Below are 21476 nucleotides of genomic sequence, written 5' to 3'. Positions count from 1 at the left end.
GTGCGAAAGTCGTCTCAACGCGCTGTGGCCTGAAGCACCGAAGACCGCAAAACCTCGAGCCCATCGCCTTCAATCGCCATTTCGATCGCCAGCGCCTGCGAACGCCTTTTCAAATCGGCGCAGTGACCCGCTTCGCCGGAAAGCCGAGCGAGATCTTTTTCCGTCGTAACGAGCGTGGCGCCGATCCGTTCCGACGTTTCGAGGAGCTGGCGGGCTTCTGCATCCGTGAATTGATGGTGGTCGGCAAACGTTCGCTTTTCGGCGACGTCGGCACCAAGCTCGCCGAGCATCGCGAAAAAACGCTCTGGGTTGGCGATGCCCGCAAACGCCAGCACCTTGCGTCCGCGAAACCTGATGGCCCCGGCTTCAGCCTTCGTCTCGGACGAGATGATCGGAGCAGACGTCAGCAGGCGGATTCTCTCAAGGATCGCGCTTTCGGGGTTTGAACGTTTTCCCGTCAACACGATCAATTGCACCAGCGGCGCCTGCACCGAGAGTGGCGCCCTCAGCGGACCGGCGGGAATGACGCGCCCGTTGCCGAAGCCACGCGATCGATCGACGGCAGCGATGGTAAGATCCTTATGAAGCGTAGGGTTCTGCAGGCCATCGTCCATGATGATGACCGCGTCATCAGGAGCCATTTTCTCGATGGCTTTGGCGCCTGCGCATCGCTCGCGCGCGACGACCGTGGAGAAAGTGCGGGCGAGCAGTAGGGGTTCGTCTCCGACATCGCTTGCCGAATGCCGCGCCGCGACGACGCGAACCGGTCCTTGCAGCTTGCCGCCATAGCCGCGCGACAGAAACCAGGGTTCGCGCCCAGCATCCGCGACGAGCTTACCGACCAGGATCGCAAGCGGCGTTTTCCCCGATCCGCCCGCCGTGAAATTCCCGACGCAAATGACCGGCAGTCGCGAACGATAGGGTCGTGCCTTCGATATGCGGCGGCTCGCGATCGCTGCGAACAATGCTGCGGCGGGCGATAAAAGAATGGCTTGCCATGATGCGCCTCGCCCGTACCACCAGCTGGGTTCGGAGGCCGGCACGGTTCAGGCTCGCTGCTTTTCGAGCAGCGGCTGGATGGCGCCCAGCGTTTTGGCAAGCGCCCCGCCGAGCGATTTCAACGCTTCGTCCGCGCCGCTCCGCATCCGCTTTGCTGCCGATTGGTCTTCGAGCAGTAGCGTGACCTGCTTCGCGATGTCGTCTGACGAACGCACTTCGACCGCGCCACCTTCGCGGAACAGAGCGGAATACGCGTCCTTGAAGTTATGTACGAACGGCCCGGTCAGAACGCAGGAGCCGAGCCGCACCGCCTCGATCGGGTTTTGTCCGCCGTGCTCGACCAGCGATCCGCCCACCAGCGCCACGGGAGAGATCGAATAGAAGGTGCCGAGTTCGCCGATCGTATCGGCGACGTAGATTTCGGTATCGGCATCGGGCGTCCACGAGCGCGTGCGAAGCTGCGTCCTGAGCCCCAGTCCGCCGAGCGTCGCGGCAAGGCCGCTGCCGCGTTCGGGATGTCGCGGCACGATGATCGTCAGCAGACCGTCGATTTGATTGCGGATGAGAGAATGCGCGGCCGCGATCATCGTATCTTCGCCGGGATGCGTGCTCGCCGCCAGGAACAAGGGCCGTTGGCCGACTGCGTTTCTAAGCGAAGCAAGCGTTTCGGCGTTGATCGGTGGCGGCGGTGAATCGATCTTCAGGTTTCCCGACGTGATGACGTTCGGCGCTCCGAGCCATTTGACGGCGCGCGCGATCTGCGAGTTCTGCGCCAGCACCGCGGCGAAACGCGAAAACAGCGGCCGTCCGACACCCGCATATTTGCGCCAGCGCCTGATGCTGCGCGGTGACATGCGCGCGTTGACGAGAACGAGTGGAATGCGCCGCTCCGACGTGCCCAGAATGAGATTAGGCCAGATATCCGATTCCGTGAAGATCGCCAGCGACGGCTTCCAATGATCCAGGAAGCGCTGCACGTATTGCGGTACGTCGAGCGGAACATATTGGTGCACGGCTCTTGCGGGCAACCGGCGAGCGGCAATTTCCGCTGAAGTCCTCGTTCCAGTGGTGAGCAGAATGTTGACGTGCGGATTGGCGCCGAGAATGCTGTCGATCAGCGGAAGGACGGCATTCGTCTCGCCGACGCTTGCAGCGTGCATCCACACGACCTGCCCCTCCGGTCGCGGCCGTCCTGCAAAGCCGAGACGCTCGCCCCGCCGGCTCGCATCCTCTTTTCCTTGTTTGCCGCGCATGTTGAGCAGCAGCGGCACGGCAGGTCTCAATGCCGCGGTCCCGAGGCGATAAGTCTTGAGCGCTAATCCCGGCGCCGGAGGTGTGTCTGCTGCCAGGACGTCGAGTGGCGTCGCCCGTGTAATATCTGCCCCCGCGAGTTCATAAGCCCTAAGGGTCGCTGCATTGAGCGCAGTCTCGAGTTCTAGCCGCTTGGATTCGAGTTCCTTGGCGTCGGCCGTGCTCGAGACAGTGATAGGATCGCCGACGACCGCTGCCAACCGGGAATAAGGCAGGTTAATCGTCAGTCTGCTCCATGTATCGAATGATGCGAACCGATTCGTCGCAATGGCAATCGGCACGATCGGACGACCGGACATTCGTGCCATGGCGATAATTCCGGCCCCTGCGACGCGCGCCGGTCCCGGCGGCACATCGGCCGTCATGACGACGGACGAGCCGTTGGAAAGCGCTTGTAACCCCGCTCGAAGCGCTGACGCCCCGCCACGATCCTTCTTGCGATGGCCCGCGCCTGCGCCGCGAATAAGCTGTACGCCGATTGCACTAAGCGTTTCGCCGATGATCTCGGCATCCCCGTGCCGTGCGACCATGGCGGAAATTTTGACATTTTCCGGCCTGAGAGTCGAAACCATCATGAACTGGCCGTGCCAGCATGCCGCGATGCAAGGGTGCGCATCGCGCAGCCGGTCCATCAGATCGGGCGGTTCACGGACGATTTTAGAGGAGTGGGCCACGAATCCGATCATGTGTGCGGCCGTTCGACCGCCGAGCCGCATAAGCTTTTTCTTGAATGTTGCCATGCGGTAGGAAGTGCCTCGAATAGAAGTGGGGGAGAAGACTGTGCGCGGCGAAGCTCTTGTATCTTCAAGCCCCTTGCAGCACGTAGCTATAGCGAATAACTAGCAAGTTCAATCGCGATGGGGCGTGGCGTTTTGGGGGCGTTTTGTAACGTAAGATGAACAGCCTATCCGTCCTTAAATGACAGTGAAAGAAGGGCTACCAGCTATCCGCGGGCATCGAGACAACTCCTGATGGCAAGCCCTCTGAAGCAAGCCAAACGTGAATTACGCCGTTCGACTGGCGCGCTTTTGCACAGTGTAGTGCACACCTCGCCGCCGTGGCTGCGCTCGCGCCTCGCGCCGAGCCTCTGCTACGCCGAGATGCTATTCATCGATTACGGCATCGTTCGGATACTTTACAACAATCGTCATCGTATATCGAAAGATGTCTGGCGCTCTGCCCAGCCCGCGCCGCACCATATTGCCTGGGCGGCGAAACGCGGGATCAAAACGGTCGTAAACCTCCGCGGACCTGAACAGACGTTCGGTACCCGCTGGCTTGAGCAGCAGGCGTGCGCTCGGCACGGAATAGCGTTGGCTGATCTGCGGTTGCGATCCCGGGCGGCTCCCACCCGCGCGGAATTTCGATCGATCAAAGAGCTTGTGGAAAAGGTCGAATTTCCAATCCTCATCCACTGCAAGTCGGGCTCCGATCGCGCCGGGCTTATGAGCGTCATGGTGCTCCACCTCCACGACGGCGTGCCGATTCGCGAGGCGGTCCGGCAATTGTCATTTCGTTACGGACACGTCAAAAGCGCCGATACCGGCGTCATCGACGCTGTTTTCGACCGCTACCTCGAAGCGGAGGCAAAGACCGGCGTCGGCTTCTGGGAGTGGATTCAGACGGTCTACCGCGCGCAAGAAGTGAATGAGTCCTTCAAGTCGCGTGGCTGGGCCAACCGGCTCGTCAACGGCATCCTTCGCCGCGAATAGGCTCAGCTGGCAATCATCTGTTGCGGGCCCTGGGCCGACCGGCTGAGACGCGCATAGGACCCGTTGCGCGCGATCAGGTCTGAATGCTTTCCCCGTTCGACGATGCGGCCGCCATCCATCACGCAAATGATATCGGCGTTCTGCACCGTCGAAAGGCGATGCGCGATGACGAGCGTCGTCCGCGTTCGCGTGAATTTCGCCAATGCTTCCTGCACGAGCTGCTCGCTCTCGTTGTCGAGCGCGCTCGTCGCCTCGTCGAGCAAGAGGATCGGCGCGTCTTTCAGAATGGCGCGAGCCAGTGCCACGCGCTGGCGCTGCCCGCCCGAAAGCCGGCTGCCGCGATCACCGATGATGGTCTTATAACCGCTCGGCAGCGCCATGATGAAGTCATGCGCCGCCGCCGCTTTCGCCGCTTCGATAATCTCGGCCTCGTTCGCATCCAGCCGCCCCAGCCTAATGTTGGCTTCAATGGTATCGTCGAACAAAGTGATGTCCTGGCTGACGATCGCGACCTGATCGCGCAACGATTTGAGGCTGACGTCTACGACGTTCTGGCCGTCGATCAGGATCTGTCCCTCGGTGGCGTCGAAAAGCCTTGGGACGAGATTGATGATCGTCGATTTTCCGGCGCCCGAACGCCCGACCAGCGCCACCGTCGATCCGCCGGGCACATCAAGCGTAAAGGAATGCACCGCCCGCTCTTCGGTCGTCCGATCGTACGCGAACGAAACGTTGCGAAACGAGATCTCGCCTGCCGAGATAGCCAGCGCTTTTGCGCCGGGCCTGTCCGTGATCGATGGCATCTCGTCGAGCAGGCCGTAGAAGCTTTCGGCTGCTGCCAGGCCTTCTTGCAAACGGCCCGCGAGATTGCCGAGTGCGCGGATCGGCTGCGCCGCCATCAACAGCGCGGTCACGAATCCCATGAAGTCGCCGACGGTCGATATGCCTTTCGAAATGCGCAGGTAGGCGAAGCCGACGACGCCAGCGATGGCGATGCCGCCGAGCACTTCGAGGATCGGATCCATCCGCGCCCGCGTGCTGACCGATTTCATCCGCAGCTTATAGATTTGCTCGAACATGTTATCGAGCCTGTCGGCCGCGTAGTTCTCGAGCTGAAACGACTTGATCAGCCGCGCACCGGACAGCTTCTCGGTCAGCAGCGATGTCATGTCGCCGAGGCCGCTCTGCGTTTGCTTGGCGACACGGCGCAGTCGCTGGCTGATCGAGGCGACGGGAATGGCCGCAAGCGGGTAGACGCCGAGCACGATCAGCGTCATCTGCCAATCGAGATAAAGCATCGCGATCACCAGCGCGATCACCGAAAACGTGTCTCGGAAGATCGAGTTGAGCGCCGCCGTCATGGCGTTTTGAATGAAGCCGATGTCGTTCGTGAGCCGAGACATCAGGCGGCCGGGCGTCTCACGCGAAAGCCGTGCGAAATCCGCGTTGACGAGATGCCGGAACGCAAGCTTCTGCATGTCCGACGTCATTCGCAGGATGAACCGGCTGGTGGCCACGGCCTGCAGGTACAGCAGCGCTGCACGCGTCAACGTGATCCCGATAATCGCGACCAGAACGTATGGCAGAGCGCCGGGCAAGCCGCCCATGAGCAGATCGAACGACTTCTTGATGACGCCCGGATAGCTGCCCGTGACGGCCGCAAGGCATGTCGTCAGAAGCAGGGTCCAGGCGAGCTGCCATCGTCGCGGCCATACCCAATCGCGCACGAAGCGCGCGAGCAGCGCACGCGAAGCCGCATCAAGCCTGAGACGCGGACGCGGCTTCTTTTCAGCTTTCTTCCGAATATCCGTCACGTCGTCGACGTTATCGGTTTCGAGAAATCCAGGAAACGGTGCAGCGGCACCACGAAATAGCGCATCATGGCGTTGTCGACCGAACGCTGTGCAGCATTCTTCCAGGCCGCATATGCCGACGGATAATCGGGAAAGATGCCGACGACGTCCAGGCTGTCAGGTTCGCGAAATTCCTGGCCATCGAGGGCCTTGAGTTCGCCGCCGAACACGAGATGCAGAAGCTGAGGTGCAGACTCGGGCGAAGATGTGGGCATGGACGGCTTTCGTCTCCTGAACGTTAATTCCCGGGAAAGGTTTTTTTCCTGCGTCGCAGTCGAACCGTCAACGGCGCAAACGGTCCCTCCTGCCGGAACAACACCTGCGGATCGCGATAAGTGTTTGTTTACGCTATTTCTTAAGCCGATCGGAAGAAAATTCCGACATATTGGGGCCTCAATGTCCGCTCCAAGCGGCTCGAAAAAGTCGACAGTGAGGCCGAATAGCGCGGCGCGAGATGTCTTTCTCGCGCCGATCTATTTATTGCACGCGTTCAGCTGAGACCCGCGAACCACGACAGGGCCATGTCGGCGGCGAGCCCGGCGAGCAGCGCAAATCCGACGTCGCGATTTGACTTGAAGCGCCAAAGGCAATTCATCGGATCGTTGATGTCGAGCGTCGCAACCTGCCAGGACATCTGCAGAAAAACCAGCACCACGGCCAGGAAGTAGACAAGATGCGCGCCGGCCAGCGCTCCGGCGATGATCCACATCACGCCTGCCAGCGCATACATGCCGCCGACAAAGGAAACGGTGTCGTCGCCGAACCGGAGCGCCGTGGACCCCAGCCCCAAAAGTGCATCGTCTTCTCTGTCCTGGTGCGCGTAGATCGTATCGTAGCCGACGGTCCAAAACACGCAGCCGGCATAGAGCGCGAGCGCCGGCAGCCCGAGCGATCCCTTGATCGCCGCCCATCCGACGAGAGCGCCCCAGTTGAACGCCAGACCGAGAACGATTTGCGGATAGGCCGTTATCCGCTTCGCGAACGGATAAACCGCAACGATCACGAGCGACGAAATCGCCAGCCAGATCGTGAAGCTGTTGAAATTGATCAGCACCGCAAGGCCGATCAGCGCCATGATGACGACAAACGCCAGCGCTGCCTGCGGTGAGATTTGTCCCGACGGAAGCGGCCGGCTCTGGGTCCGCTGCACGCGCGCATCGATGTCGCGATCGACATAATCGTTATAGGCGCAGCCCGACGCCCGCATGGCCATCGCGCCGATCGCGAACAGCAGAAGATAGAAGGGGTCCGGATAATGATCGCCGGAATTCATCTGTGCGAGCGCCTGCGACCACCAGCACGGAAAAAGCAGAAGCCAGGAGCCGATCGGGCGATCGAAGCGGCCGATTCTGAGATACGGCCGCCACGCCGCCGGGGCCCATCGATCGACCCAGTTCGACGGCAATGCATCGGCAACACTTGTTGGAGCCTTGGGCGAAATCTCCGCACCCATCGTCAAATACAGTTCTCCTTGCGCTTGCCGACAGACCTATCCGGCCTCGCTTTCGGAAGCAATAACACCATCCCGGAGCGGCTGATTTGACTGCCGCCACGGCTCCGATAAGACCGCAGCATGGCAATTCGCGACCTGACCTCAGAACGTTTGTTTATCGGCGACGATCTCGCTGCCGGAAGCCGCGTCGACCTGCCGCCGCCCCAGGCCCATTATCTGACGGCGGTGCTGCGGCTGAAACCCGGCGCCAAGCTTCTGGTTTTCAATGGCCGTGACGGCGAATGGCTTGCAACGCTTGCTGAAACCCACAAGCGCGGCGCCGCGCTCAGTATAGAAAGCCTGACGCGTCCGCAGGAATGGGGCCCCGATATCGACTATCTATTCGCGCCGCTGAAGCGATCGCGGCTCGACTATATGGTCCAGAAGGCCACCGAAATGGGCGTCGCGCGCCTGCGACCCGTCATCACGGATCGCACCATCGCTGAGAGGGTTAACAGCGACCGCATGCGCGCCAACGTCATCGAGGCGGCTGAGCAGTGCGGCATCCTTCGCGTCCCCGAGGTTGAAGCCCCGACAAAGCTTGATGACGTCCTGGACGACTGGGAGCAAAGCCGCCGCATCGTCTTTTGCGACGAGGCGCACGAGGGCGCCGATCCCATTGCCACATTGGAAAAACTTGGGGCGGGACCGTTGGCGGTTCTCGTCGGCCCCGAAGGCGGTTTTTCGCCACGCGAGCGCGAACGGCTTATCGGCAAGACATTCGTGACGCATTTGTCGCTGGGGCCGAGAATCATGCGCGCCGATACCGCCGCCGTCGCCGTGTTGGCCCTTGTCAACGCGACCGTTGGCGACTGGCGCCGCAGCAACTAAGCACGCCGTCAGCGAACCTATTGCCGTTCCCCGTCCTCCCCGCCATAAGGCTGAAGCCGCGGGCGTCACCTCGCGTCAGGACAGGGGAGGCTAGGCCGCTCGGGCATGTCGACACGAGAACAGGGTGCAGCAAGCGCGACGGTCGAGACGCGCGAGGATCTCGTGCGCTGGATCGCGGCGGGCGAGAAGCCCAAGGCCGATTGGCGCATCGGCACCGAGCACGAGAAGTTCGTCTTCCGCACCGTGACGCTCGATCCGGTTCCTTATGGAGGCTCGGACGGCATCCGCGCCCTGATGGAAGAGCTGATCCGCCGCTACGGCTGGGTTGCCATCAACGAAGGCGACAACGTCATCGCCTTGAAGCGCCCCGCTGGCGAAAAGGGCGGCACCATCAGCCTCGAGCCCGGCGGTCAGTTCGAGCTTTCGGGTGAGCCTCTCGAAACCCTGCACGAGACGGCCGCCGAAACTGACGAGCACCTGCGCGAGGTTCTCGATGTCGGCGAAGATTTAGCGATTGGATTTCTCGGCGTCGGCTTCTCGCCGAAGTGGCGGCTCGACGAAATCCCGCACATGCCGAAGAAGCGTTATCAGGTAATGACGCGCTACATGCCGACGGTCGGCCACCACGGCCTCGACATGATGTACCGGACGGCGACGATCCAGGTGAATCTCGACTTCGCGTCAGAAGCCGACATGGTGAAAAAGCTGAGGGTCTCCCTGGCGCTTCAGCCCATCGCGACAGCGCTGTTCGCCTCCTCGCCCTTCACCGAAGGCAAGCCGAACGGCTTCCAGTCCATGCGCAGCGCCGTCTGGCTCGATACCGACAAGCGCCGCACCGGAATGCTTCCCTTCGCCTTCGAGGATGGCATGGGATATGAGCGCTACGTCGATTATGCGCTCGATGTGCCGATGTACTTCGTCTATCGCGACGGCAACTATATCGATGTTGCTGGTTCCTCGTTCCGCGACTTCATGGCGGGCCGCCTTGTCGGCTTCGAAGGCCAGCTGCCGACCGTCGACGATTGGGCCGACCATCTCACCACACTTTTTCCGGAAGTCCGCCTCAAACGCTTTTTAGAAATGCGTGGCGCTGACGGTGGACGCTGGGGTTCGATCACGGCGTTGCCCGCGTTCTGGACCGGAATCCTCTACGACGAAGAAGCGCTCGATCATGCCTGGGAGATGATCCGGGATTGGACCCAAGAGGAACGCGAAGAGTTGCGCAAGGCCGTCCCTGAAACAGCGCTGGCGACACCCTTCCGCTCCGAGACAGTCAGAACATTGGCAAGACGCGCACTCCGCATTTCGCGCGCTGGCCTCAAAAACCGCCGCCGCATCAATGCGATGAATCAGGACGAGACGATCTATCTGGCGCCGCTGGAAAAAATTGCCGGCAACGGCCAGACGGTCTCCGACGAACTGCTCCGCCGTTATTCCGGCGAATGGCAAAGGAACATTGACCATATTTTCGAGGAGTTTGCGTTCTGATGGAGCGCTGGCCCGCGCTCCGGGCACCATGCGGTTCAGCGAGCGTTCATGGTCCGCTCACTAGCCTTCCGCGTTTTCCTATGCTCAGCCGCCGAGCGCCAAGGCCCGGGATGAGGAGGCGGTACGTGTCTCAGGCTTTATTGGCATCGACGAAGTCGAGCCTTGCGGCGCTTTTAGCCGTCGGGATCCTCTTCGCCGTGGCCGTAAGCCCGGCACTCGCCGACCCCTGTGCCATTGCTTGCCGTTCTCAGCACAACGCCTGTCGCATGGCGGCAAAGCTGTTGTTTACGCCGCGTTGCGATGCCCAGCTGCAGGCATGTATCTCACAGTGCTTCGCCGCCGGCCGCTTCAACCGCGGAGCACGCGAAGACCGCGAACCCCGGGAATTCCGCGATCGCGACCGCGACCGCAGAGGTCCGCCTGAAATGCGGGCGCCGCCGGATGCGGGTGGTGGGGGCGGTCCTGGTCCCGAAAGGGGACCTGGACGCAATTTCCGCGAATTCCGCAATCAGGATTTCCACGATCCGGCAGGTCCGCGCTGGCTCGGCGGTCCGCTGCGCTGGACTCGTTTTCGCTGAAGACACCTAGCCTGTGGTCCGGGCCTCTCGGCCATATTGCCGGTCGCGGGCACCCGTGCGAGGATGCTTAACGCTGTCGTTGCGCGGTTTGGACATGGCGGTCGCCGCCATCCCGAGACGGCAGCAGATTTCTGGCCTGGAGAGCAACGACGATGCCGCATATCGAGCTACCCGAGCCCGATGCCGGCGTCATCCGGCGCCTTCCTATCCTGATCGAGGGTTTGAAAGCCCGCGTCGGCAAGGATCTCCTCATTCTCGATGAAGAAGGCCGGCGCGCGTACGAAACCGACGCCTTCACCGCCTACCGTCGTATGCCGATGCTCGTCGTTCTTCCGCGCACGACGGAAGAAGTCTCCAAGATCCTGAAGTATTGCCACGAGAACGACATCAAGGTCGTCCCGCGCGGCGCAGGCACGTCGCTGTGCGGCGGCTCGTTGCCGACCGAAGACGCGCTTGTCCTTTGCGTCTCGAAAATGAACCGCGTCATCGAGATCGACGCGCCGAACCGCATCGCCCGCGTCGAAGCCGGCATCACCAATCTCCAGATCACCGCGCAGGTCGCCAAAGAAGGCTTCTTTTATGCGCCTGATCCTTCCTCGCAGCTCGCCTGCTCTCTCGCCGGCAATATCGCGATGAACTCCGGCGGCGCCCACTGCCTCAAGTACGGCGTCACCACCCACAACGTGCTCGGCGTCAAGATGGTCCTTATCGACGGCACGATCGTCGAAATCGGCGGCTCCTCGCTCGAACGCAACGGCTATGATCTGCTGAGCCTCGTCATCGGTTCCGAAGGCCAGCTCGGCGTCGTAACGGAAGCAACCGTGAAGCTCGTTCCCTCGCCCGAAGGCGCCCGTCCGATGATGATCGGCTTCCGTTCGCCGGAAGCGGCGGGAAGCTGTGTTTCGGCCATCATCGCCGCCGGCATCATCCCCGTCGCCATCGAATACATGGACCGCGCCGCCATCGAGGTTTGCGAAGCGTTCGCAGGCGCCGGCTATCCGCTCGATGTCGAAGCCCTGCTGATCGTAGAGGTCGAAGGCTCCGAAAGCGAAATCGGTATTCTTCTTGGCCGCGTCGCCGAAATCGCCGCCCGCTTCGATCCGAAAACCGTCAAAATCAGCTCCGATCCCGATCAAAGCGCCCGCATCTGGGCAGGCCGCAAAGCAGCGTTCGGCGCCATCGGCCGCGTCGCCGATTACCTCTGCATGGACGGCACCATTCCGTTGGCGCAGCTTCCGCACGCGTTGACCCGCATAAGCCAGATTTGCGCCGAATACGGATTGAAGGTCGCCAACATCTTCCACGCCGGCGACGGCAATCTGCACCCACTTGTCCTTTATGATGCCAACAATCCGGATGAAGCCGAACGCGCCGAACTCGCGGGTGAAGCCATTCTGAAGCTTTGTGTCGAGCTCGGCGGCTGCCTGACAGGCGAACACGGCGTCGGCATCGAAAAGCGCGAGCTGATGGCGACGCAGTTCTCCGAGACCGACCTGATGGTGCAGATGCGCATCAAAACCGTGTTCGACCCGACGTGGCGGCTCAATCAGGCGAAGGTCTTTCCACTTGCCTACACCGACGTCATGCGTGCCGGTAACGCCGCCAGCGCGCCCGAGGCCGCCTAGGAGACAACTGGCCGTGACCGAACTTTGGCGTCCCGCCGCAGAGTGGGAATTGCAATCGATGATCGCCAAGCTCGCGCGCGAGAAGCGCGGCATGGAGGTCGTCGGCCATGGCGCACTGCGTAATACCGGACGCGTCGTGAAATCGGACGTCGTGCTGTCGACCTCGGGCCTCAAAGGCATCACGCTCTACGAGCCGACCGAGCTTGTCATGTCTGCGCGCGCCGGGACGCCGCTTTACGAAATCGAAGCCGTGCTCGCCGCCAGGGGCCAGATGCTGGCATTCGAGCCGGTCGATCTCGGGCCAACCACAGGCGCGCCCGGCGGCGCCCTTTCGATCGGCGGTGTCTTTGCGACGAATTTTTCCGGCTCGCGCCGCATCTCGGCAGGCAGCGCCCGCGACAACCTTCTCGGCGTGCGTGGCATCAATGGCCGGGCCGAACTTTTCAAATCCGGCGGCCGCGTCATGAAGAACGTGACAGGGCTCGATGTCGCGCGCGGATTGACGGGCAGTTGGGGCACGCTGGCGGTCATGTCGGAAGTGACGTTCAAGGTCGCGCCGCTGCCGCAAACCATGCAGACGCTCGCCTTCGCAGGCCTTCCAGATGATCTTGCGCTCGAAGCATTGAGCCTGGCGATGCGAACGCCGCTCGAGGTTTCAGGCGCGGTCCATCTGCCAAGGAATTGTGCCGCGCGCCTCAGAACGCCGAAGCTCAGGGGAATTGATCAGCCGCTGACGCTGCTGCGCCTCGAAACGTTCGCGACCGCCATCGAAGAGCGCAAGCAGAAGCTCAAGGCGGCGCTCAGAGTTCTACGGCACGCCGGTCGAACTCGATTCCGAGGATTCATTCGGCCTCTGGGCCGAATTTCGCTCGCTGTCGCTGATGCCGTTTTCAACGGAAACGAGCCTTTGGCGCATTGCGACGCTGCCGACCAAGGCCGCCGAGATCGTATTCGCCATTCAGAAGTTCATGCACGCCGCCGCATTCTACGATTGGGCGGGCGGCTTGATTTGGCTGGAAGTGCCTGCCGCCGCCGATGCCGGAGCTGCGGATGTCCGACGCGCGGTTGCCGTTCGCGGTGGCCACGCAACCCTGATCCGCGCCGAGCCCGAGGTGCGCAGCAGCGTCGACGTCTTCGAACCGCTAAAGCCCGAGATCGAACGATTGACACGCGGCATCAAGTCGGCGTTCGATCCGAGCGGCATTTTCAATCGCGGGCGCATGTACGCCAATTTTTAGAATCTGAAGCCCGGCAGCCAGGCGCAATGCAAACAAATTTTTCGCCAGAACAGTTGAACGATCCTGACGTCAAGGAGGCCGAGCGCATCCTTCGCCGCTGCGTCCACTGCGGCCTGTGCACGGCGACATGCCCGACCTATGTTGTGCTCGGCGATGAGCGCGACAGCCCGCGCGGCCGCATCTACGCCATCAAGGACATGCTCGAGAAAGGCCTCGACGCCAAACCCGAGATCGCGACCCACATCGATCGCTGCCTCTCCTGCTTCTCCTGCATGACGACCTGCCCGTCGGGCGTCGATTACATGCATTTGGTCGAGGTAGCGCGAAAGCACATCGAAGCGACGGGCCGCCGCAGCTTCAAGGATCGCATCATTCGCCGAGCGTTGACGCAGATCGTGCCGCATCCACGCCGCTTCCGCTGGGCCCTTCGTGCTGCTCCGCTTGGCCGCCGCATGGCGCCGACGCTGCGAGCTTTGAATTTTCCCGAGCTTGCCGCCATGGCCGAACTCGCACCGGCACATAAGCCGAATACCGGGCGCTTCCGTGGCCCGGGCACGGCGTCGCCGACCGGCGTTCGCACCGGACGCGTCATCATGCTCGCCGGCTGCGCGCAGCAGGTCCTGCGGCCCGACATCAACGACGCAACGATCCGCATCTTTGCCCGCGGCGGCATCGACGTCATCGTCTCGGCCGGGGCCGGCTGCTGCGGTGCCTTGAGCCAGCACATCGGCCAGGAAGATCAGGCGATCGCCGCCGCCAAGGTCAATGTCGATGCCTGGAGCAAGGAAATCGCCAAGGGCGGCGTCGATGCCATCATCATCAACACGTCCGGCTGCGGCACGACCGTCAAGGATTACGGCCATCTGCTGAAGCACGATCCCGATTATGCCGAACGCGCCAAAACCATCTCGTCGATGGCGAAGGACGTGACGGAATTTCTCGATCAGTACGATATCGGCGCGCCGAAACGCTGGTCGAGCCTCAAGGTCGCCTATCATGCCGCCTGCTCGCTCCAGCACGGCCAGCGCGTGTCGGTGCAGCCGAAAGCCCTGCTCAAGAAGGCCGGATTTACCGTGCTCGACGTCCCCGAGTCGCATCTGTGTTGCGGCTCGGCCGGCATATACAATATCGTCCAGCCCGAGATAGCAGGTGCCCTGAGGGATCGAAAAGCCGCAAATATCAAGTCGCTGAGGCCCGACATCGTTGCCGCCGGCAACATCGGATGCATCACGCAGCTTGGCTCGGCGCTTGAGGTCCCAGTGGTGCACACGATCGAACTGCTCGATTGGGCGCACGGCGGTCCGGTTCCACCCGGGCTCGAAGCGCTCGAAAAGTATTCCACCGACGTTCCGCAGCCGAAGAATAGCGTTGAGGATTTTATTAGCGCATGACAATCGCTCGCGAAGTCACGAAGTCCCGCGCCTTGCTCGCGGACCAACTCAAGGCCTTCATCCGCGGCAAAGCCAAGCCCATCGGTTCGCTTGGACGGCTTGAGGAACTCGCCGTCCAGATCGGCCTGATCGCAGGTTCGACCAGGCCCGATCTCGGCCTCGCGAAAATTCTCGTCTTTGCCGGCGACCACGGCATCACCGCTGAAGGCGTCACAGCCTATCCATCCGTCGTCTCGCGCGAGATCGCGAAATTCGTTCTTGCCGGGACAGCGGGCGTCAACGTCCTGGCCCGCGCCGCCGGTGTCGGCGTCGAACTCGTCGATGCCGGGCTTCTCGAGGCGCTCCCGCCGCATGATGCCCTGATCGATCGCCGCATCGGACCGGGCACGAAGAACGCCCGTCGCGAACCCGCGATGTCGGTCGAGGAATGCACGGCTGCGCTGGATGCCGGCCGCATCCTCGATGCGCGCCTTGGCGCTGAAAACGTCGGCATCATCGGCTACGGCGAGATCGGCATCGGCAACACCAGCGCCGCGTCGCTGATCGCTCACGCGCTGACCGGCATTGAACTCAAAACCCTTGTCGGCCCGGGCGCGGGTGCTCCTGCGCTCGGCCTCGATCACAAGTATCAGGTTCTGAAAGAGACGCTCGCCCGCGCCGCCATTGCACCGTCAACGGAGGCAGGGCGCACGTTCGAAGTCCTCCGTCAGTTCGGCGGCTTCGAGATCGTGATGATGGCCGGCGCGATGACGGCCGCGGCTCAGGCCGGTCGCGTCATCGTCGTCGACGGCTTCATCTCGACCGCCGGCGCCATCGCCGCCGAAGCACTCCATCCAGGAACCCTCGACAATTGCGTCTTCGCTCATTGTTCGGCCGAGCCGGGCCATGCCGCGCTGCTCCGTCATCTGCACGTAAAGCCGCTGCTCGAACTTGAGATGCGGCTTGGCGAAGGCACCGGCGCCGCGCTCGCGGTTCCGATCGTTCGCGCCGCCGAGCTGATGTTGCGCGAGATGGCCGATCTCCCGGGTGAACATCCCGTATGATCGCCAATGAGGCGCGGCTCTTCCTCATCGCTCTGCAATTTCTGACGCGCATCCGCATCACGGCGATCGATCCTTTTCCTGATGATTGGCTGCCGCGTTCGTCGAAATACATGCCCCTCGTCGGCGCGCTGATCGGCGCCGTCGTCGGACTGCTCGTTATTGCCTCGTTCCTTTTCTTTCCCGCCCCGGTTCCCGTGGTCATAGGTCTTGCCGCTTCGCTTCTGCTGACCGGCGCACTGCACGAGGACGGCTTGGCTGACACTCTTGATGCGTTCGGCGGCGGAGGCAGCCGCGAACGCTGCCTCGAAATCATGAAGGATAGCCGCATCGGCATATACGGTGCGCTCGCTCTCATCGTCGTGCTGGCGCTGAAAGCTGCCTCGCTCGCCGCGATCGATCCGATCTCCATCGCACGCGTGCTGATCGCCGCTTATGCCGGAGGGCGTTTCGCTGCCGTCGCTGCAATGACGGCGCTGCCCTACGCGGGCGGCGACAACGTCAAAGTCAGCCGTGCGCCCGCCCTCATGACGGCGAAGGAGCTTGGCTTGGCGCTCGCATTCGCGGTGCTCGCCGGGTTTTTTGCGCTCGGCATGCTGGTCTTCGTCGTCGCGACGATCGCTGCCGTTCTCGCTGCCGCCGTTATCGCCTTGATCGCGCGCAAAAAGATCGGAGGCTACACCGGCGACGTTTTGGGTGCCGTCGAGCAAATCTACGAAGTGACGTTTATCGCCGTCGCCGCCGCGATGATCGCCGGTCCGGGATAAATCTGCATAAAGTTTGCATTGAATCTCATTCGTTTCGTCGCAATATCACCTCACCGGGAGTAGAAGTTCGCCCCGGAGCCAGTTGAGTGTGTGCGTATGGCGACAGCGGAAACGGGCAATGACATCCTTGCGGATGCCGAAGATTCGGCGCGACCGACATCTCGCGACCGTCGCTTCGTTGCCGAAATCTTCGACGGCGCCGACGAAGCGCTCACCGCGTTCGAAGCCATCGAAAACGATCTCGCCTCTCCCGCTTTTCCGACCATCGACTGGCTGACCGTCTTCTATGAAGAACTGGCGCCCGCCCGCCACGCGCTGCCGCGTCTTGTCGTCGTAACCGGCGGCACGAGCGGCGAGGTTGTGCTCGCGTTGCCGCTTGTCATCGTCAAGGAAGGCCATCTGCGCGTCGCGCGATTGGCCGACCTGGGCGTCGCGGGCTATGGCATTCCGCTTTTGGGCCGTACGCCACTTCGCGACGCGTCCTCAATGCGCCGAGCCTGGCGAGCGGTCCGCTCGGCGATGCGCGATGTCGATCTCGTCCGCTTCGAGCGCATGCCCGCCGAGATCGGCGACCGGCCCAATCCTCTTCTCGCCCTCTTCGGAAGTGCCAGTTCGCGCGCCAGCGGCAATCGCCTGTTTGTCCCCGGCAGTTTCGAGGATTATCTGCGAAGCATAGGCAAGAAGTACCGCAAGGATTTTGAGCGCACCCGCCGGCTTTGGCAGGCTGAAGGTTCCCCGCGGCTCTATCGCGCCACCACCGACGATGAGATCGCCCATGTGTTCGCCACGCTGGAAGAACAGCAGGCTGTCTGGCACGCCGCGCGCGGGACACCAGATGTACTCGCCGACCCGGCCTGTCGCACGTTTTACGAACGCTTGGCCATCGACGGCGCTGACGTCGGCCTCACGTCTCTTTTCGCCCTCGAAGCGGGCGGCAGGGTCGTCGCGACCCTTTTTGGCCTCGTTCACGCCGGCACCTTCCGCCTGCTCGCCGTCTCGACCGCTGGGGAGCAATGGAGCAATCTCTCGCCGGGACGGCTGGTGGTTCTGGAGGTCGTAAAGCACCTGATCGAGCGCGGCGTGACGTCCTTCGACCTCGGCGTTAACTCCAATCCGCTGAAACACGGCTTCGGCACCGAAGAAGTCCCGCTCTACGATCTGGTCATCGCCCAGGATATCGCCGCCCTGCCGACTGCCCTCGCGCACGAGGTCGCCGTTCACCTTCGCGCCAGTCGACATCTCCGCGCCGTCTTGAAGAAAGCGATACCCCGTTTCGATTGAGAGATGGGCTGCTTCGTGGGCGATTTCGCCCGACTTTCCTCATGCCGGTCGATCCGATATAAGGCGGGCTCTCGCGCCGGACGCCCCGCAGGGTGTCTCGGCAACTTTTTTATTTGCGGCCCGGTTATCCGATCTCGTCATGTCCAAGCAAAATACCAATTCGCGCCCCGAAGCGCGCCTCGCGAAGGGTTTTCGCGACATCGAGGCGCCCGAACTCAAGGCGCTGAACGACATGACGGGAAAGATCCGCGAGGTTTACGAGCGCTACGGCTTCGAAGCCCTCGAAACGCCCGCCATCGAATACACCGATGCGCTGGGCAAGTTCCTGCCCGACCAGGACCGCCCAAACGCCGGCGTTTTCTCGTTCCAGGACGAGGACGAGCAATGGATGAGCCTGCGCTATGATTTGACCGCACCGCTTGCCCGCTACGTCGCGCAGAATTTCCAGACCTTGCCGAAGCCGTTCCGCCGCTACGCCTTCGGCAACGTCTACCGCAACGAGAAGCCGGGCCCCGGACGCTTCCGCCAGTTCATGCAGTTCGACGCCGACACCGTGGGCGCCGAAAGCGTCGCCGCCGACGCCGAGATGTGCATGCTCGCCGCCGACACGCTCGAAGCGCTCGGCGTGAAGCGCGGCCAGTACGTCATCAAGGTCAATAATCGCAAGATATTGGACGGCGCGATGGAGACAATCGGTCTTCAAGGCGAAGAAAATACAGCTCGCCGATTGATAGTCATGCGTGCGATAGACAAATTGGATCGCCTGGGAGTTGACGGCGTCCGCCAGCTGCTGGGAAATGGTCGGACTGACGAAAGTGGCGACTTCACAAAAGGCGCTGGGCTTTCATCTGGTCAGATCGAGATTCTTGAAAAGCTTTATGCGCATCAAGAAACCGGATCACAGGATTTCTTTCTCGCAAAGCACGCTACAGATCCAGCTTCTGATGATGATAAGATTTTCACTTCAGATACCGGCAACCAATTTGTGTGGGCGCATCCTCGTTTTCTTGATACCTATGCGACGATCTTTGCTGGCAGCGCCACGGCGTTGGAAGGAATAGAGGAGCTTCGTCAGATCTCATCTCTTGTGCGTGCAGCCGGTTACGGCACGAAACGCATAAAGCTTGATGTGTCTGTCGTCCGCGGCCTCGAATACTACACCGGCCCCGTCTTCGAAGCCGAGCTGACGTTCGAAGTCAAAGGCGACGACGGCAAACCCGTCCGCTTCGGTTCCGTCGGCGGTGGCGGCCGCTACGACGATCTCGTCGCCCGCTTCACCGGAGAGAAAGTCCCCGCCACCGGCTTCTCTATCGGCGTCTCGCGCCTGCAGGCCGCGCTCTCGCTCATCAACGACAAGAAGACGCAAGCCCTCGGCCCAGTCGTCGTCCTCGTCATGGATAAGGGCGAGGTCGCGACCTATCAGAAAATGACGCAGGCGCTGCGTAACGCCGGCATCCGCGCCGAAATGTACTTGGGCTCGTCGGGCATGAAGGCGCAGATGAAATACGCCGACAAGCGCAACAGCCCGTGCGTCATCATCCAGGGATCGGACGAGCGCGCCAAGGGCGAAGTCACGATCAAGGATTTGATCGAAGGCGCGAAAGCCGCCGCCGCGATCAAGGACAACAAGGAATGGAAGGAAGCGCGACCGGCGCAGTTCTCCGTTTCTGAAAGTCACCTCGTGCAGGAAGTTCACAACCTCATCAAGCGTCACCAAGCGTGAGATGATCATACTGATCCCCTCTCCCCGTCTGCGGGGAGAGGGTTAGGGTGAGGGGCAGCAGCAAGCGCGTTGCGGCCCCTCACCCCGACCCTCTCCCCATCGCGGCAGGGCGATGGGGAGAGGGAGATGAAAAGAAAATGACCGCTGAGACGGTCCTCAATCTCGAAGCGCTGGCATCCCAGGCGCAGACGATCATGTCGGTTTTCACCAAAGCCGGCTACGACGCCGTCGCGCCCGCCATCATCCAGCCCGCCGACGTCTTCCTCGACGTCATCGGCGAGAGCTTGCGCGCGCGCACCTACGTCTTCACCGATCAAGACGGCGCCGAGCTTTGCCTGCGCCCCGACATCACCGTTCCGACCTGCCGTCTCCACCTCGAACGCCACGCTGACCCGGCGACGCCCGCGCGTTATTGCTACAATGGCCCCGCGTTTCGATTTCAGCCGCAAGGCGCCACCGCCGATCACCCGCGCGAATTTCGCCAGGCCGGCATCGAACGCTTCAGCGACAAATCACGCGAAGCGGCCGAAGCCGAAACGGTCGCCATCATCATCAAGGCCATCGAGAAGGTCGGCTTCAAGGATTGGACGCTGCGCCTCGGCGATCTCGGCCTGTTCTCGAGCGTGCTCGATGCCACCGGCGTCTCGCTCAATTGGAAGAAGCGTTTGGATGATGCGTTTCTACGCCCGCTCTCTTTCCGCGAGGCATTGAAGGGTTTCGCCACCGGCGTCCGGCCGCCGTCTTCGAGCATTCCGCAGGAACTTCTGTCGTCCCTTCGGCGCGATGACGTTGAGGCCAGCGAAGCCGCCGTCGCCGTCTATCTCGAGGAAGAGGCGATCGACCTGATCGGCACGCGCTCGCTCTCCGACATCACCGCGCACCTCGTCGATATCGCCGAGGATGCCAAGGAGGCCCCTCTCGATAGCCGCGCCATCGAGCTGATCGAACGCTACATCGGCGTCTCCGGCCCCGCGATCACGGCAGGCGAAAAGATTTCGGCGCTGATCAAGGGCGCTCCCAATGGCTCGGGCTATGCGCTCGAAACCTATGACCGCCGACTGGCACTCCTCGCCAACGCCGGTATCGATCTCGAACGCGTGACGTTCTCGGCCGAGTTCGGACGCACGCTCGCCTATTACACCGGCTTGGTCTTCGAGGTGAACGCAGCTTCCCTCGGCGCCAAAAGCCCGATCGCCGGAGGAGGTCGCTACGACGGCCTGCTGCGTGCCGCCGGATCGGACGTCGACGTTGCCGCCGTCGGCGCGGCCATCCATTCGGAGCGCCTGTTGGCGGCGGTCGGAGGCAAGTCGCGATGAGCAGGCTGACGCTCGCCATTCCATCCAAGGGCCGTCTGATGGATCAGACGACCGACATGTTCGCGCGCGCCGGGCTTGTGGTGCGCAAGGTCGGCCACGTCCGCGGCTACCGCGGCGAGATCGAAGGCCTGCCGGGCATCGACGTCGCCTACGTATCGTCCGGCGAAATCGCCGAGGCTTTGAAGTCCGGTAGCGTCCATCTCGGCATCACCGGCGAAGACATGATCCGCGAAAACATCTCCGATGCCGCGACGCGCATTCGCTTCCTGCAAAAGCTGGGCTTTGGTTATGCCGACGTCGTCGTCGCCGTGCCGACGTGCTGGCTCGATGTGTCGACCGTCGCCGATCTGGAAGAAATCGCCATTCCGTTTCGCCGCCAGCACGGCCGCTGGCCGCGCGTCGCGACGAAGTACATCAATCTGACGCGTCGCTTCTTCGGCTCGAAAGGCTTCGGCGATTATCGCATCATCGAAAGCGCGGGCGCGACCGAAGGCGCGCCCTCATCCGGAACGGCCGAGCTGATTGTTGATATCACGACGACCGGCGAAACCTTGCGCGCCAATGGCCTCAAGATTCTCGACGATGGTGTGATTTTGAAATCGCAGGCGAACTTGTTCGCGACCAACTCCGCACAATGGACGCCGGAACTCGAAGCTTTGTGCAGCGAACTGACCTCCAAGCTCTCGGCTTCCGTCCCCGCGAAAGTGGCAGCGCGCTAACACGCCTGCGCACCCGCTTCCCAATACCGTCATCCCGGCGAAGGCCGGGGATCCAGTCAACCTTCGACATCGCGCCTATTGACAATTGTCTGGGTGCCGACCCCGGCCTTTG

Annotated in this window: 16 protein-coding genes and 3 pseudogenes; 13 read left to right on the top strand and 6 right to left on the bottom strand. The window is 62.2% G+C overall.

From position 1 onward, the window contains the following. Positions 1-14: 14 nt before the first annotated feature. Both lpxK and QM780_RS11610 read right to left on the bottom strand, forming a co-directional pair. On the bottom strand, positions 15-1043 hold the full coding sequence (gene lpxK, locus QM780_RS11615; RefSeq protein WP_415070628.1) for a tetraacyldisaccharide 4'-kinase: 1029 nt from the start codon (positions 1041-1043) through the stop codon (positions 15-17). A gap of 3 nt (positions 1044-1046) precedes the next feature. Beyond that, positions 1047-3050 (bottom strand): glycosyltransferase N-terminal domain-containing protein, encoded by a 2004-nt coding sequence (locus QM780_RS11610; RefSeq protein WP_415070627.1) that lies wholly within the window; start codon positions 3048-3050, stop codon positions 1047-1049. A gap of 231 nt (positions 3051-3281) precedes the next feature. Between QM780_RS11610 and QM780_RS11605 the strand changes: the two genes are divergently transcribed. Further along, the gene (locus QM780_RS11605; protein WP_415070626.1) at positions 3282-4022 is read left to right on the top strand and encodes a fused DSP-PTPase phosphatase/NAD kinase-like protein; all 741 of its coding nucleotides are present in this window, start codon (positions 3282-3284) and stop codon (positions 4020-4022) included. A 2-nt stretch (positions 4023-4024) separates the two neighbouring features. Here QM780_RS11605 and QM780_RS11600 read toward each other — a convergent pair whose 3' ends face one another. The 3 genes from QM780_RS11600 to ubiA form a co-directional block, all read right to left on the bottom strand. After that, a complete protein-coding gene (locus QM780_RS11600) occupies positions 4025-5836 on the bottom strand; it encodes an ABC transporter ATP-binding protein (protein ID WP_415070625.1) in 1812 nt (603 codons plus the stop codon). Next, a complete protein-coding gene (locus QM780_RS11595; protein WP_415070624.1) occupies positions 5833-6090 on the bottom strand; it encodes a DUF4170 domain-containing protein in 258 nt (85 codons plus the stop codon). Before QM780_RS11595 ends, QM780_RS11600 begins: the two co-directional genes overlap by 4 nt. A 275-nt stretch (positions 6091-6365) precedes the next feature. Beyond that, complete coding sequence (gene ubiA / locus QM780_RS11590) at positions 6366-7328, bottom strand: 4-hydroxybenzoate octaprenyltransferase (RefSeq protein WP_415072025.1); 963 nt, start codon at positions 7326-7328, stop codon at positions 6366-6368. Positions 7329-7448: 120 nt separating this feature from the next. Here ubiA and QM780_RS11585 point away from each other — a divergent pair, with 120 nt between their 5' ends. The 9 genes and pseudogenes from QM780_RS11585 to QM780_RS11545 all read left to right on the top strand — a co-directional run. Further along, positions 7449-8198, top strand: a complete 750-nt coding sequence (locus QM780_RS11585) for a 16S rRNA (uracil(1498)-N(3))-methyltransferase (RefSeq protein ID WP_415070623.1) — start codon at positions 7449-7451, stop codon at positions 8196-8198. Between the two features lie 105 nt (positions 8199-8303). Beyond that, a complete protein-coding gene (locus QM780_RS11580; protein WP_415070622.1) occupies positions 8304-9686 on the top strand; it encodes a glutamate--cysteine ligase in 1383 nt (460 codons plus the stop codon). 125 nt (positions 9687-9811) lie between these two features. Then, entirely contained in the window at positions 9812-10264 is a 453-nt protein-coding gene (locus QM780_RS11575) for a hypothetical protein (RefSeq protein WP_415070621.1), read from the top strand. 152 nt (positions 10265-10416) lie between these two features. Then, a complete protein-coding gene (locus QM780_RS11570; protein ID WP_415070620.1) occupies positions 10417-11889 on the top strand; it encodes an FAD-binding oxidoreductase in 1473 nt (490 codons plus the stop codon). 58 nt (positions 11890-11947) lie between these two features. Next, positions 11948-12271 (top strand): annotated as a pseudogene (locus QM780_RS11565) (FAD-binding protein); the annotation flags it as partial. 882 nt (positions 12272-13153) lie between these two features. Further along, a complete protein-coding gene (gene glcF / locus QM780_RS11560) occupies positions 13154-14518 on the top strand; it encodes a glycolate oxidase subunit GlcF (protein ID WP_415072024.1) in 1365 nt (454 codons plus the stop codon). Then, a complete protein-coding gene (cobT, locus tag QM780_RS11555; RefSeq protein ID WP_415070619.1) occupies positions 14515-15561 on the top strand; it encodes a nicotinate-nucleotide--dimethylbenzimidazole phosphoribosyltransferase in 1047 nt (348 codons plus the stop codon). Before glcF ends, cobT begins: the two co-directional genes overlap by 4 nt. After that, positions 15558-16325, top strand: coding sequence for an adenosylcobinamide-GDP ribazoletransferase (cobS, locus tag QM780_RS11550; RefSeq protein WP_415070618.1), 768 nt, complete (start codon positions 15558-15560; stop codon positions 16323-16325). Before cobT ends, cobS begins: the two co-directional genes overlap by 4 nt. Before the next feature lie 96 nt (positions 16326-16421). After that, a pseudogene (locus QM780_RS11545) lies at positions 16422-17435 on the top strand (GNAT family N-acetyltransferase); the annotation flags it as partial. Here the strand turns inward: QM780_RS11545 and QM780_RS11540 are convergent. Continuing rightward, positions 17421-17564 (bottom strand): annotated as a pseudogene (locus tag QM780_RS11540) (hypothetical protein); the annotation flags it as partial. The pseudogenes QM780_RS11545 and QM780_RS11540 sit on opposite strands and share 15 nt — an antisense overlap. A gap of 181 nt (positions 17565-17745) precedes the next feature. On the opposite strand from QM780_RS11540, the gene hisS reads away from it, so the two are divergent. From hisS to hisG, 3 genes are all read left to right on the top strand, one after another. After that, a complete protein-coding gene (gene hisS, locus QM780_RS11535; RefSeq protein WP_415070617.1) occupies positions 17746-19329 on the top strand; it encodes a histidine--tRNA ligase in 1584 nt (527 codons plus the stop codon). 137 nt (positions 19330-19466) lie between these two features. Beyond that, positions 19467-20645 carry an ATP phosphoribosyltransferase regulatory subunit gene (locus QM780_RS11530; RefSeq protein ID WP_415070616.1) on the top strand — a complete coding sequence of 393 codons (1179 nt, stop codon included), beginning with the start codon at positions 19467-19469 and terminating at the stop codon, positions 20643-20645. Then, positions 20642-21364: an ATP phosphoribosyltransferase gene (hisG, locus tag QM780_RS11525; RefSeq protein WP_415070615.1), complete on the top strand. Its 723-nt coding sequence runs from the start codon at positions 20642-20644 to the stop codon at positions 21362-21364. Before QM780_RS11530 ends, hisG begins: the two co-directional genes overlap by 4 nt. Positions 21365-21476: the final 112 nt, after the last annotated feature.

The sequence above is a fragment of the Hyphomicrobium sp. genome, from assembly GCF_047600905.1.
Taxonomy (GTDB): Bacteria; Pseudomonadota; Alphaproteobacteria; order Rhizobiales; family Hyphomicrobiaceae; genus Hyphomicrobium_B.
The sequence above is the reverse complement of the archived record's forward strand: the minus strand, read 5'-3'. Positions and strand labels throughout refer to the sequence as shown.